Origin of the sequence: Pleurocapsa sp. PCC 7319 (assembly GCF_000332195.1) — a bacterium.
Taxonomy (GTDB): domain Bacteria; phylum Cyanobacteriota; class Cyanobacteriia; order Cyanobacteriales; family Xenococcaceae; genus Waterburya.
The window spans coordinates 6,034,876-6,048,568 of sequence record NZ_KB235922.1; the positions used below are offsets into that span (position 1 = coordinate 6,034,876).

At 37.9% G+C, this 13,693-nt stretch carries 12 protein-coding genes and 1 tRNA gene; 9 read left to right on the forward strand and 4 right to left on the reverse strand.

The features are described from left to right. Window positions 1-130: 130 nt before the first annotated feature. The 6 genes from PLEUR7319_RS0131400 to PLEUR7319_RS0131425 all read left to right on the forward strand — a co-directional run bounded on the left by PLEUR7319_RS0131400 (window position 131) and on the right by PLEUR7319_RS0131425 (window position 5,175). Window positions 131-202: transfer RNA gene (locus tag PLEUR7319_RS0131400), tRNA-Gly, on the forward strand. A gap of 163 nt (window positions 203-365) precedes the next feature. Beyond that, the gene (locus PLEUR7319_RS0131405; RefSeq protein WP_019509213.1) at window positions 366-779 is read left to right on the forward strand and encodes a hypothetical protein; all 414 of its coding nucleotides are present in this window, start codon (window positions 366-368) and stop codon (window positions 777-779) included. Window positions 780-788: 9 nt separating this feature from the next. Next, window positions 789-2,033: a glutamate-5-semialdehyde dehydrogenase gene (locus PLEUR7319_RS0131410; protein ID WP_019509214.1), complete on the forward strand. Its 1,245-nt coding sequence runs from the start codon at window positions 789-791 to the stop codon at window positions 2,031-2,033. Between the two features lie 34 nt (window positions 2,034-2,067). Next, the gene (locus PLEUR7319_RS0131415; protein WP_019509215.1) at window positions 2,068-2,568 is read left to right on the forward strand and encodes a DUF427 domain-containing protein; all 501 of its coding nucleotides are present in this window, start codon (window positions 2,068-2,070) and stop codon (window positions 2,566-2,568) included. A gap of 34 nt (window positions 2,569-2,602) precedes the next feature. Continuing rightward, entirely contained in the window at window positions 2,603-2,899 is a 297-nt protein-coding gene (locus PLEUR7319_RS37340) for a hypothetical protein (protein ID WP_019509216.1), read from the forward strand. A 128-nt stretch (window positions 2,900-3,027) separates the two neighbouring features. Beyond that, window positions 3,028-5,175: an EAL domain-containing protein gene (locus PLEUR7319_RS0131425; RefSeq protein WP_237743649.1), complete on the forward strand. Its 2,148-nt coding sequence runs from the start codon at window positions 3,028-3,030 to the stop codon at window positions 5,173-5,175. A 24-nt stretch (window positions 5,176-5,199) separates the two neighbouring features. Here PLEUR7319_RS0131425 and PLEUR7319_RS38720 read toward each other — a convergent pair whose 3' ends face one another. Continuing rightward, window positions 5,200-7,185 carry an ABC transporter substrate-binding protein gene (locus PLEUR7319_RS38720; protein ID WP_019509218.1) on the reverse strand — a complete coding sequence of 662 codons (1,986 nt, stop codon included), beginning with the start codon at window positions 7,183-7,185 and terminating at the stop codon, window positions 5,200-5,202. Window positions 7,186-7,624: 439 nt separating this feature from the next. After that, window positions 7,625-9,631, reverse strand: coding sequence for an NAD(P)/FAD-dependent oxidoreductase (locus tag PLEUR7319_RS0131435; protein WP_019509219.1), 2,007 nt, complete (start codon window positions 9,629-9,631; stop codon window positions 7,625-7,627). A 155-nt stretch (window positions 9,632-9,786) separates the two neighbouring features. On the opposite strand from PLEUR7319_RS0131435, the gene PLEUR7319_RS0131440 reads away from it, so the two are divergent. After that, a complete protein-coding gene (locus tag PLEUR7319_RS0131440) occupies window positions 9,787-10,038 on the forward strand; it encodes a hypothetical protein (RefSeq protein ID WP_019509220.1) in 252 nt (83 codons plus the stop codon). Window positions 10,039-10,048: 10 nt separating this feature from the next. On the opposite strand, the gene PLEUR7319_RS0131445 is transcribed toward PLEUR7319_RS0131440, so the two are convergent. Further along, window positions 10,049-10,930, reverse strand: coding sequence for a carbohydrate ABC transporter permease (locus tag PLEUR7319_RS0131445; RefSeq protein WP_019509221.1), 882 nt, complete (start codon window positions 10,928-10,930; stop codon window positions 10,049-10,051). Window positions 10,931-10,998: 68 nt separating this feature from the next. Further along, window positions 10,999-12,306: an ABC transporter substrate-binding protein gene (locus PLEUR7319_RS0131450; RefSeq protein WP_019509222.1), complete on the reverse strand. Its 1,308-nt coding sequence runs from the start codon at window positions 12,304-12,306 to the stop codon at window positions 10,999-11,001. A gap of 535 nt (window positions 12,307-12,841) precedes the next feature. Here PLEUR7319_RS0131450 and PLEUR7319_RS0131455 point away from each other — a divergent pair. Then, on the forward strand, window positions 12,842-13,183 hold the full coding sequence (locus tag PLEUR7319_RS0131455; protein ID WP_019509223.1) for an STAS domain-containing protein: 342 nt from the start codon (window positions 12,842-12,844) through the stop codon (window positions 13,181-13,183). 104 nt (window positions 13,184-13,287) lie between these two features. Further along, window positions 13,288-13,674 carry a Mini-ribonuclease 3 gene (locus PLEUR7319_RS0131460; RefSeq protein ID WP_144054407.1) on the forward strand — a complete coding sequence of 129 codons (387 nt, stop codon included), beginning with the start codon at window positions 13,288-13,290 and terminating at the stop codon, window positions 13,672-13,674. The last annotated feature ends 19 nt before the right edge of the window (window positions 13,675-13,693 follow it).

A 13,693-nucleotide genomic window follows, 5' to 3' on the forward strand; every position in this document is an offset into this window, starting at 1 on the left:
AATTTTTAAAATATAGTTGACATAAATATAAAAATCGTTCATCATAATTAGGTCGGTCACAGATTATGCCGCCGTCCCCATTCAAGGATAAATAAGGCGACGAGGCTTGCTGTAACCTTGAGGCAGGTATGCGGGTGTAGCTCAGTGGTAGAGCGTCACCTTGCCAAGGTGAATGTCGCGCGTTCGAATCGCGTCACCCGCTTAAAAAAAGTTAAAGCAGTTAACTGGTTATATTATCCATAAAACTTTGTGGCTTTATTAAAATTAGATTGAAGAGTACAAGGAAAATATCCATGAGATAATATATTTATTTTAAATAATGTTTGGCAATGTATATTTAGCAGTCAAATTTTTAATAAATTCTTGTGCGTCCTTACAAAACACAAAAAATAGATTTAAGCAGCGAATATCCCTGTCCCTGTCGGCGAAAAGGTAACTTGAAGCCTATCATTTTGACAGAAGCTCTAGGGTGCGATCGTTGTCAACAAATTTTCGTGGTTAAAAAAGATGGTCAGATAATTGAGCAGTTGTCCTCCATCTATCAGAAGAAATCATGGCAATGGACAGGAAATCGCTGGAAAAATGTTTATCATCGTTGGACAAAGAGCTATCTCCCAACAATGCTTGCTTTTGTCTTTGGTTTAACTATCTTTGCAGTAGTTATATTACCTGTGGTCTTGCGCTGGCTAATGGCACAGAGTATCATTTCTTGGGCAGTAATATTTCTAATTTTGATTATGCTGCTGCTACTAACACTGCTAGTAGTCTATCGGCATTAGTAAAAAACAATGCAAAGTTCTACAAGTCAAATACTGTCCATAGTTCGTACATCTCATAAAGCGGCAGCTAAACTAGCTCAGGTATCAGGATCACAAAGAAGGCGAGGTGTAAGGATGCTAGCTGAAGCAATGGAAAGCAGTTTTGATGAAATCCTCGAAGCCAATACTTTAGATCTAGAAATGAGCCGTGAGATGGCGATCTCTGAACCAATTATTGATTGGTTAAAATTAACTCCAGAAAGATTGGAGATGACAGTCTCAATTTTAAAACAGTTATCTAAATCAGCTGATCCTACGCGACGCTTAATTAATGCTCCTTATCAGTTAGAGCCATCTCAGACCTATTGTCAACTAATACCTTTAGGAACAATTGCCCTAGTTTATGAAGCTTTTCCCGAACTAGCAGCGATCGCCGCAGGAATATGTTTAAAAACAGGAAATAGTTTAATTACTAGAGGTTGTAGTTCTGCTAGTAATTCTAATCAAACCATTGCAGCTATCTTAAAAAAAGCTTTGGCTGCTACTGATTTGCCTCTCGGCTCTGTGGAAAATATTTCTCCCGATTTAGGAATTTCGATTCCAGAATTAGTTACCCAAGATCGCTATCTTAATTTGGTCATCCCCTATGGTCGTCCCAGCTTAGTACAACAAGTAGCAGAACAGGCAACAGCAACAGTTTTGAGAACTACAATGGGCAACTGTTATCTGTATTGGTCAGTTAGTGGGAATTTAGATTTAATTCGCCAAGCAATTGTTGATAGCCATGATAGTGAACCCGATGCAGTCAATGCGATTGAAAAAGTATTAATTCACAAAAATGCCAAGCCTTCAGTATTACAATCCTTGTTTAATAATCTGCAACAACAGGGATTTCATCTCCGAGGAGATGAAATGCTGGTGGAAGAATTTCCTGAATATCTGAGATTGGCAAGCTCTGAAGAGTGGAGAAGACCATATCTACGTAAAGTAGTAGCCTTTCGTTACGTAGAAGATTTATCCCAAGCAGTATCTTGGATTAATCGTTATAGTAGTGGTCACGCAGACTGTATTGTTACAGAATCTTATCAAGAAAGTCGTCAATTTGTGCAAGAAATTGATAGTGCCTTAGTCTATATCAATACTTCACCCAGATTTTCTCGTAATCCCGACGGAGGAGAAAATGTTTTTTTAGGAATGTCTAATCAGAAAGGATATCGTCAGGGTTTAATTAGCGTTGAAACTTTCACCACGATTAAACAAGTTGTTCAAGGATAAGCCAGAAGTTAGAGATCACAAGAGAGATTTATAAATGAGTCATTCACAGCGTATTGAACCAAAGCCAGGACAAGAATCAGTTTGGGATTATCCTCGTCCACCACGTTTAGAACAATCGTCAAAGCAGATTAAGATTGTATTTAATGGGATTACTATTGCCAATAGTTGCAATACGTATCGAGTATTAGAAACAAGTCATCCCCCAGTTTACTATATTCCTCCAAAAGAGATTAGAATTGAATATCTTCAACCAGCGAACTCCCAGCGCTCTTTTTGTGAATGGAAAGGTTTTGCTAATTATTACGATCTGATAGTTGAAGATCGACAAGTAGCTAATGCAGCATGGTACTACACTCAACCTAGTGCTAATTTTACTCCTATTAAAAATTATGTTGCTTTCTATCCCAGTAAAATGGATGCTTGTTATGTCGATGATGAGCTAGTTCAGGCACAAGCAGGAGACTTCTATGGTGGCTGGATTACCCAAGATATCGTCGGACCATTTAAAGGAGAACCCGGAACTTGGGGATGGTAGGTATCAATTAATTTTATGAAAATTGAGGGGAGTAATGATTAAGGCTTGGTTAGTTAGTGTGGCGATTTTGTTTGTATTAGCGGAATTGAGTATTTGGCTTAAACAGTTCATGCTCCCGTTACCAATTTATATTTTAGCTGGTGCTTTTTTAGCGATCGCCTCTAATTATGAAAAAGGACTTTGGACTATGTTTCGTCGGGAAGATTCTCTAAATTCTGATATTTTAACCCAAACTGCTACTCTCATTAAATCGACCCAAGCTTTGGAGAGCAATAATCATCAAGTTTCTATTCTTCCTGAATCACAAAATGAGCAGCAATCTAATGGTTAATACTTAGACTTTTTATGAGAAAGATCTTTGTTCAAGTGCCGAACAAGTCAGGAAAGTAATTCCAATATTTGATGATGATATACAAATTCTGGCTACTGTTTCTAAATATCGCTATAGCACTAAAATAAATGATGACTAGAGCAGCAATTATTTGTGTTGACGATAATTTTGTCATCCTCAATAGTTTGGGCGAACAACTACAACGCAATCTTGGTCAACAATATGAGATCGAATTAGTTAATAATGGTGCTGAAGCGATCGCATTGTGTGCCGATTTAGTTGCTAAAGGAATTGATATTCCTGTAATTATTTCCGATCAAATCATGCCTGGAATGCCAGGAGATCAATTATTAATTAAACTACACGCTCTCTATCCCAATACATTAAAAATCTTGTTAACCGGGCAAGCTGATGCCGATGCGGTAGGAAATCTGGTTAATGCAGCTGCCTTGTATCGTTATGTGACTAAACCCTGGAATGAAACCGATCTGATTTTAACTGTTCAAGAAGCTGTAAAACGTTACCAACAAGAACAGCAAATATTACAGCAAAATAGAATTTTAATTCAGGTAAATCAAAAATTAGCCGGCTCGATTTCTCTCCTGCAGGCTACTCTAGAAGCCACCGCAGACGGTATATTAGTTTTAGACAACAATTGTAACATTGTTAGTTATAATCAGAAATTTATTGACATTTGGGGATTATCCTCAATAGTTGAGCTCGATCACGAAACAATTTTCAGCTCAATTTTAGAAGAACTTTCTGAACCCTATGGGATTAATTTTCAGGAGAGAAAAACTCAATTTGTACAGAATAACTATGATTGTCTGGAATTGAAAAATGGCAAAATTTTGGAATGTTATGCTCAAGCACAGCAACTTCACGAACAAACTATTGGTCAAGTCTGGAGCTTTCGAGATATCACTGAACATAAGAAGGCTCAAGCATTGATTCAACATCAAGCTTTACATGACTCTTTGACCCACTTGCCAAACAGAGTCTTATTTGACCAAAAACTAGCTCAGGCCTTAACTCAAGCTGGTCATAGCAATACGATGGTGGCAGTAATCTTCTTAGATCTAGATCGCTTTAAAACCATCAATGATACCTTGGGTCATGCAGTGGGCGATCTTCTCCTCAAAAATGTAGTCGAAAGACTTAAGCACTGCATCAGAGAACAGGATCTTATTTCTCGTTGGGGTGGAGATGAATTTACCCTATTACTGCCTGAAATTAGTCGTCGAGAAGATGTCACCGCGATCGCCAACAGAATTTTAGAAATTCTCAAACCAAGTTTTGATTTAGAAGGACATTATTTACACATTACTTGTAGCATGGGAATTGCAATTTTTCCCGATGACGGCGAAGATGCTGATACGTTGCTGAAAAATGCTGATGCTGCTTTGTACCGAGTTAAAGAACAAGGACGAAATGATTATCAATACTATACTCTAACCCTTAACTCTCAAGCTTATGAATTACTTAATTTAGAAAATGATTTACATTTCGCTCTCGAGAAAGAAGAATTGGTTCTTTACTATCAACCTATCGTTGAAGTTACCACAGGTAAGATAGTTAAAATGGAAGCCTTGTTACGTTGGCAGCACCCCGATCTTGGTTTAGTTCCTCTCAACTTATTTATTCCCATCGCCGAAGAAAATGGTCTTATTGTCCCTATCGGAGAATGGGTTCTACAAACAGCTTGCACTCAGAATAAAATATGGCAAAAGATGGGTTTATCCCCTTTGACAGTTTCGGTCAATTTATCTGCTCGACAATTTCGTAACTATCACTTAGTAGCAACAATAGGGAGGATTTTAAACAAAACTGGTTTAGATCCTCGTTGGTTGGAGTTGGAAATTACCGAAACCACAACCATGCAAAATACCGATCTCACCAAACAAGTCTTACTAGATTTAAATCAAATAGGAGTCTCTCTTTCAATGGACGATTTTGGTACAGGATATTCTTCTCTCAGCTATCTCAAGGAGTTTCCTTTTAATACCATCAAAATTGATCGTTCTTTGGTTAAGGATTTAAATCCTAATTCCAAGGATTTAGCTATTATTAATGCTATTGCTACTCTAAGTCGAGGTCTCAATCTCCAAATTGTCATTGAAGGCGTTGAATCAAGACAATTAAAAAATTTACTGGAATCGTTGCACTGCTACTATATGCAGGGCCGTTTTTTTAGCCCCCCTGTCACCGTAGCTGAAGCTACTGGCTGGATGTTAAAATCGAGTAGATATAGCCAGCATAGACTAAGTGAAAAATAATTGAAAAATAGATTATCGTAGATTCTAACGCTCCAGGTTGATATTCAAATTTAAGGGGGCAAACTGATATTGTTCGGAGTTTTTGTCAGCTTTTGTAATATAGGCTAGCTGTGTTTTACCAAGGCGATCGCCTTGGTCGAAACGGAATTTTCCCGTTACGCCATTCACCACGAAATCCGACTGGGTGATTACAGACTGCAATTGGGAGCGAGTTTGAGATGATCTTAATCCTTGAATAATGGCTTTGGTGGCATCGTAAGCCGTTGCAGTGCGCCAGTTAACTTGACCGCCCCAGTATTCAATCGCCTTCTGGGAAAAATCATTATCAGAGGTGGCAGTAGGAATCCAAGGAGAAGGCAAAACCATTCCCGCTACCTGCTCCTTACCCTGCTTAATAGTCTCAAAAGTATAAAGAGAATGATTTCCCAATAGAGGTAATCTATTTTGGTTGGCTTGAGAGATAGCGATCGCCTTACTGATATGGTTGAGGGAAGGAGCCAAAAGTAAAGCATCAGCATTTTGAGAGATAGCTTGCTTAACTATTGATTGAGGGTCAAGATTTTTCTGAGCAAAATCACATTTAACCCCTGCGACTTTACCACCATCATTGTTCATTTCAGAGATAAATTCTTCAACAAAAGAACTACTGGCAGAAGAGCCAGAATCGGCACAAACGACAATATTGGTAAAATAATTAACTGAGGCATAATCTGCTAGAGTATTAGCCATAAGTGCCACGCTGGGAATTGTACGCATGATGTAGGAACCAATCCCTGATAATTCTGTAGAACCACTGGTAGGAGAAATCATTACTAAACCTTCTTTTTGATAAACTTCTGACCCAGCTAGAGAAGCATTGCTTATGTTGTGCCCCACTACAGCCAAAATCTTGGGATCTTCAGCAAGTCGCTGAGCAACCTGACGAACAATCGCAGGATCGTTATCATCATTAACAATCTGAACTAACAATAATTTTTGCTTAATACCATTTTGATGATTAAATTCTGCTTGTGCTTGTGCTACACCACGCAAGATTTCACGAGCAACTTCTGGCATATTACCCAAGGGAACACTGACAGCTATTTTGAAATGCTCTTGGCTAATCACTTTAGCATTATTGAAATATATTAAAGCTTCGGGATTATTTTTATTGAGATTTAAAGATACTTGAAATTTCTTAGCCGCAGTAGAAAATTCACATCGTGCAAAAGATGCTACCCCTTCATATAGAGCAATTACACTTTGAGAGCGAACATTTTGATAGTCTGGGGCAAGTAATTTTTCTCCCAGACTCATTCTTGGTGATTGACGACTATTTAAATCAATACAAATATTTTTTTGGGAGTTAGAGTCAACAGAATTAGAATATCGAAAATCTCTTTGCGAGCGTAAAATTATAGTAGTTGAGATTATTGAGATTAAAGGTATCAATAATAAAAGCCATAACTTTTTTTTACGGAGTAAACTTCTAGGTTTTCTCTTTAGTTCAGATTGATACTGATTTAAATTATGAATTTTTGGTCGATTATTTTTTACCGAGATAGAGTTAGCATTTGGCTGAAAAATTGTTTTTAAATTTGATACTATATATTGGTCAGTTATAGTTTTGCATTGTTGATTTGACAACCCTAATTCAAGCTGAGATTTTTGGAGGTATCTTTCTTTTTGTGACTCAACTAGTCCATTGTTTTTTTGGTAAATAGCTTCTAAATCTTTTTGATAGCATAATCCCCTGATCTCCAAAGTTAAATTATCTTTTTTGAACTCTTTAACTAGCCGTTGTCTGACAATTTTTTCAACTGTAATTATTTCTTTCCCCGCTCTGATTTTTTGCTGAGATTGTAAGATGTATTGTAAAAGTTTTTTAGTTAATAAAGGTTGACCTTTTGTCCACCCTATTACTTCCTTTAAAACCAACTTGGGGTTATCTGCTTTATCTAATTGTCGCATCTGTTGAATAAATTCATCAAACGATGCTAGAAACTTCTGCAAATCTATATTTGGCTTCATGGCATTCCGATTAAGATATTTTAAATATTTAGACTTATATCGGGTATTTCATATCTTTTATAATATGGTTGTTACCTAACGCTGATATAAAAGAAATAATATAAAGGGTGTCTTTAAAATCAACTGTAATTCAACACAGCCAACTTAAATAGAGAGTGAATGAAATTGATTTGATCTAAAAATAAAAAATTATCCTGTTGTCCTTATTGATTTAAGCCAAGTAATCTATATATGATGCAACCATGAAATAAAGCATACCATCGAGGTAACATTAAGTAGATCCACTTTATTAAACATGGAATGGTTAAGATAGGGGTTAGGTGATAGGGGTTAGGTGATAGGGGTTAGGGATTAGGGAGAATCATCTTCAATTTTTTTACTGTTCTATTAGACGTTTTATTAGGTGGAGCTACTTATCATCTATCAAACCGATGTAATATTACATGTTGTCTGGAGGAGAAAACCGTAATTGATAGTTTAAGCTCAATAGCTTTAACCATAACCCAGGATAGTTTTTTTCTAACCAGGGTTGAGATTGTTTTAACCAACCAGGATACCAACCTCCTAGCAATAGATTTCTTAAAGCATCTAAGTTAAAAGCAAAATATGAACCTAGCCAACGCAACATATCTTTGCTTCCTGCCATTTCCCAAATCCAGACTAATAGAGCAGGATTTTTACGAGCAGCAATTAACGCCAATCTATTAAAGGTCAACCAGTCAGTACGGTCTTTAATAAACGTATCAGCAACTTCAGGAGGTTCATCTGCTAATAACCCAAAGAAGGTGTTCAACATGGAGTTAATTCTTTGAGGAGGTAAGGTTTTACCCGTAGGAACCATCATCCCCTTGGAAAACAGCCAAGTGACCGAAATATTGCTTTGATAAGCTCTAATTTGATTGAGATGTTCTGCGGTCAGTAAATCGTGTTGTAAGGCAGTATGCAACAGGGTCGTTAGTCTTTCTAGATTACGTACTAAGGAACCAAAACCAGTAAAAATTAAAGGAGATTGTAGAGAAGCGGCATCGCCAATAGCTAGTAGACGATCAAAGGCCACCGTGCGATCGCGATCGCTGACACTAAAATGACCTGGTATATAACCAAAAGTAGGCTTCTTCCACACCAGTTCTTCTGGATCGCAACGGCGGTATTCTGGCAAAATTGTAAAGAAGTCCTCATACATTTCAAGTAGTGAACCGGGGTTATCAGGATGTACCTGATGGTAATGGAAGAGATAGAAAGTCAATTCTTTATTACCCGCAGGAAATAATTCCCAAATTAATTGTCTTCCTCTAGATATATCGCCATGAGAATTTAAAACATCTCCATAATCTTCATCCCACACTTCAGGAGCAAAACCGCTTTCAATCACTGCACCGACTGTTGGACAGACACTATCGAATGTACGACCACCATTTAATTGCCAAGCAATGGGGGAAGCAGTGCCCATAGCATCAATTAATAATCTGGCTGTTGGCTGTTTGGCTTCATTAGATGGAAGATGAGTTGACTTTACTGTAACTTCGTTATGGGAAACATCGGCACGAACAAATTCTGTTTCATCCCAAATATCGCCACCCTCCTGAAGTAATTTATCGCCACAGAAACGCAACAGTTTTTCCGCATCAATTGCCACATTTAATACTTTAGGGGTATGGAGTACAGCAGCTTTCAAATGAGGCGGATTGTACCCATCAAAAAACTTACTGTAACCGTCAACATATTCGGCAGCAATAACTGATTCAAATTCTTCGGGAGTAAACAAACCCAGATTAATCAAACTCTGAAATTCGTCTCGAGAGATATTCCATTCTCGATTCATTCTGCCAAAAGGTAATCTTTCAATTAACAGTACTCGATAACCTTTTTGAGCCATTACTGCCGCATGAATTACCCCGAGAGCACCACCAATATAGATTAGGTCATAATCTGTTCTTTTCTCTGAGGAAGATTGAGAGAAATCACTTTTAAAAACTACTTCTTTAGGCTGTTGAGGACGATTGACACTATCGCGCCAACGTTTCTCCCACCAATAAACCCGATTGAGATCGTATTCTCCGTTAGGCATTTTCTGAAAGAAGTGAACTGTTTGCGGATAATGATCGGCTAAAGCCTCAAAAATCGACTGCTGGGATAAATCAATAGCCGGAGGAACCGGATATTCTTGAGGAAATGCCTGGCGAATCTCTGTAATTAACTGTTGCTTAATTTGATCGGCTTGGGCAATTGGCTTATCTCCCCATTGGAAAATTTTTAAATAGGTAGTGCGCTGTAACTGCCAGACAAAAATCGATAATTCACTTTTAGTTGGGAAATCAAATTGAAGACGAATTCCATTAGGGGTAATACTTTTTGTTCCTAGTTGAGGTTGCCACTTGTCGTGTAACCAAGCTTCTACCTTGTGTATATCCGGTGTCGGTATTTCTGTATAAAGTATTTCTTTCATGTAGGAAATTATTAATTTATTCTTAAGAAGTCTAAAAAGTAAGTTAAATTGATTGGCAATAAGCTACACTGTCGAGGCAATTGGACTTTGCTTCTAACTTCAAGTAGAGTTCGGTACAGAAGTATCAGTAACCCTCCACACACATAACTCTATCCATGGATTATCCCATTCCCGCTAACACAGAAGAAATATTGGCACTAAGAAAAAACTCCGTCAATGAAGAAATTATTGCTACGGCGATCGCTGGTGTCGTTCAAATAGCCCGTCAACAAGGGCAATCATTAGATGAATTAACTGAGGGTATTCTGCAAGACGATCGTGTTCTAGATCTTGACCGACGCAAGTGGTTAAGTGAGTTAATCGCCCAAGCTTGGCTAATGCTTCCCTCAAGAAAAGAAGAGACTTAATACCGATCATTCAGGCACGAACTTTTTTCAACAGTAATGAGGTAATACCGACAGCCAAGATTAACAGCAGAAAAGTTACTACTACTAAAGCTGCCCCATAACCAAAGTCTAAATAGCGCATTACTGTTGAGTAAATATAAATTGACACCGTTTCTGTTGAACCGGCGGGACCACCTCCAGTCATTACCTGTACCAAATCAAAAACGCCAAATGATTGAGCAAACCTAAATAATAAAGCGATTAATATTTGAGGCATCAATAAGGGTAAAGTAATCTGACTAAAACTCTGCCAGGGACTCGCTCCATCCATAGCATGAGCTTCGTATAAGTCCTGTGAGATCGATTGCAAACCAGCTAGCAAAATAATACTGATAAAGGGGGTTGTTTTCCAAACATCAGCAACTATTAAAGCAGTCATCGCTAAAGCAGGTGTTCCCAACCAATTAATCCCTGTATCAATTAATCCCAGACGACTCAATAAATCATTAACTACGCCGTATTGATCGTTAAAGATCCAAGCCCAGGCTAAGCCCATAATGGCAGTAGGTAAAGCCCAGGGGATAATGGCAATTGTCCGTACAACGCCTCGACCAAAAAATGATTTATTCAAGACTAAAGCAATACCCAAACCAAATACCAGCTCTAAACCAACGCTAATCGCCGTAAAGACAGAAGTATTAAACAAACTTTGCCAAAATCTGCCGTCTCCCAGCATTCTTTGATAATTACCAAGATAAGCCAACTCTGGTTTTAGTTGCGTCCCCAAGTTTTCCGTAAACCAACTCAGCCAGAATGCTCTGGCAATGGGATAAATGAATACTAAACCTAAAATTAATAAAGCTGGGAATAATAATAGCCAGCCTGTTAATTTTTCTTGTTTATTAATAACCATTTAATATGACTCTTTAAAATTCATAAATTCACATTAGATAAAACTAATTACTTAGTCTGAAATTATACTTATCTTGTCAATAAGCTGCGAGTTTCTTTAGCAGCAGCTTGCATCGCTTTTTCCGAAGTCATTTTGCCAGTTATCGCAGCACTTAAGTAACGCTGTAAAATATCTGAAGCTTGCGCATATTGAGCAATTGGTGGGCGTAGTGCCGAACTTTGTACAACCTTCAAGAGCTTGGGATAGTAACTATATTTGGCAACAATTTCGGGATCATTAAATAAATTGGTTCGACTAGGGACAAAACCAGTTTCTAAAATAAATTCTCGTTGAGAATCTTCACTGCTAAGAAACTTAATGACCTGCCAAGCTGCGTCGGGATGTTTACTGCTCTGAGATATTCCTAAGCCCCATCCTCCAAGGCAAGCCCCACTGTTATTCCCTACTGCATGAACCATCGGCTTAATATTATATTTTCCGGCGATGGGAGATTGTAAAGCCAAGCTATATACATAGGGCCAATTCCTGAGAAAAACTGTTTTGCCATTTTGAAACAACAGACGAGTTTCATCTTCAGCGTAGGTAGTTACTCCAGGTGGAGAAATATTTTTGGTGATGGTAGTACGCAGAAAATCAACTGCTTGAACTGCCTTTGGCTCATCTAGTCCAACTTCCAAGGTATCTGGATTGACCCAAAAAGCACCATTACCTGCCAAGATTTCCACAAACATTGCGGCTAATCCTTCATACTGCTTTCCTTGCCAAACATAACCCCAATCTGCCAAACCCTGCTGTTGCAAATCCTGAGAAATTGTAAGTAAATCGCTAAAGGTTTCTGGTGGTTCATATCCAGCTTGAGTAAGTAAATCTTGGCGATAGTAGAGCATTCCCGCATCAGAACGAAAAGGAATACGATATAGCTTATCTTGATACATCCCTCCTGCTATATCCCCCTCCAGATACTGTGTTAATTCATCTTCCGATAAACGTTCAGAGACATCTTTCAACCAGCCTGCTGCGGCAAATTTGGGAGTCCACACTATATCCATGTAAACCAAATCGTAAGGAGAATTACCCAATAAAAATGAGGAAGTATACAAATCTTCAACTTGGTTACTGTCGCTGGGAGCTTCGACAATTTGAAATTTAATATCTGAGTGTTGTTGATTAAATTTAGTAACTAAAGGTTGTAACTGCTGAGCTTCATCAGCTCGGATCAAAGTTTTGATTGTAATTGGCTGTTGAGTCAAAGCTGGCAAGATAGCGAGCTGAAACGTTAGACCGATAATAGTCGCCAAGACGATTAACAAGCGATTAATTTTGACAAAGTTGAAGCTACTTTTGAGTAGTTTTTTAACTAGAGGAAAGATAAACATTATTTATATTAAGCAAGTCAACTGATTAACAGTTATGTAGAAATTAAGAATTTAATCCTTTTGCTTACTCTACATTAAGATTTCTAATAAATATAATTAAGGCTTAATCTACGGAAGACTTAAGTGTATACAACTATAAAATATTTTCTGGCAATTACTAAAATTCAGTATTTACACGAATGCATCGAAAATGCTAAAGAAGTAAGATTTGATAGTGAAAAAAAGGCTACCTCTTATTTTAATAACTATATCGCAGTTCTCTAAATTAATTCCTCTTGCTCTATAACCCCACTTCCCAAAAACAGAGTGGGGTTTTTTGTTGAGATTAAAATTTCCACTTTATTGTTAGGGTGTTGTAAACAGAAGTATACAAGTTAGTAAACCGCAAAATTAACATTACCCTTAAAAATGGGCTATACTTTACCATTGACAAAGTTAACAGTGGCTTGTTGTGTTTTTGCAGCATATTTACTGTTAGCAACCATAAGGTTGAAAAGTTGAGGAGGGGGTTATTCCTGAACAGCTAAACCTGACAGTGAGCTTAAGAGGCACTCGAGAAGTCAGGGAAAACTATCAAATATTTCGTCTTACTGGATTACTAGATGCCTTTTCTGAACCAGCATTTCGTAAAGTCATTGGTAATTGTATTGACGAGGGACCAAAAAACCTAATTTTGGTTCTTGCACAAATTGATTTTATCGACAGTTCTGGTTTGGGAGCTTTGGTGCAACTTGTGAAAAAGGCACAAACTGGAGGTGGTAGTTTGCAGGTTGTCACCAACCCGCGAGTTACACAAACCGTAAAGCTAGTTCGTCTAGAGAAGTTTCTTTCTCTCCAGCCTTCTGTTGAAGTTGCACTAGAAAATCTTAAACAATAACGTCCTACTTGGATGTGAATTTATCAGAGCAAGATAAAAATTATCATGCGCCAACAGACACGGCTCGAACTTATTCAAACTTCAGAGTTCTGGTAGATTTGACTATGACCAATCAGTTATCTCAAATTGAAAGGTTATCGCCGATCGCCTTAGCATATATTGGAGATGCAGTATATGAACTATTTGTTCGCACTAACCTTTTAATGCCTCCGAAGAGAATGGCTGATTACCACAGTCAAGTTGTGACCCAAGTTCGAGCCGAGAGTCAGGCGGTTCATTTATCGTTTTTATTACCTTATTTAACCGATTCGGAAAAAGAAATTTTACGTCGTGGGCGTAATGCTTGTGTCAGCAAGCCCAGTCGTTTGTCACGCCACACTTATCAGCAAGCAACTGGCTTAGAAGCCTTAATTGGCTATCTTCATCTAACCAATCCAGAGCGTTTACAAGAGTTGTTAGCCAAATTGGATTTTGGCTTGATTGACAATTGATCGGGGAAAATAGACAATG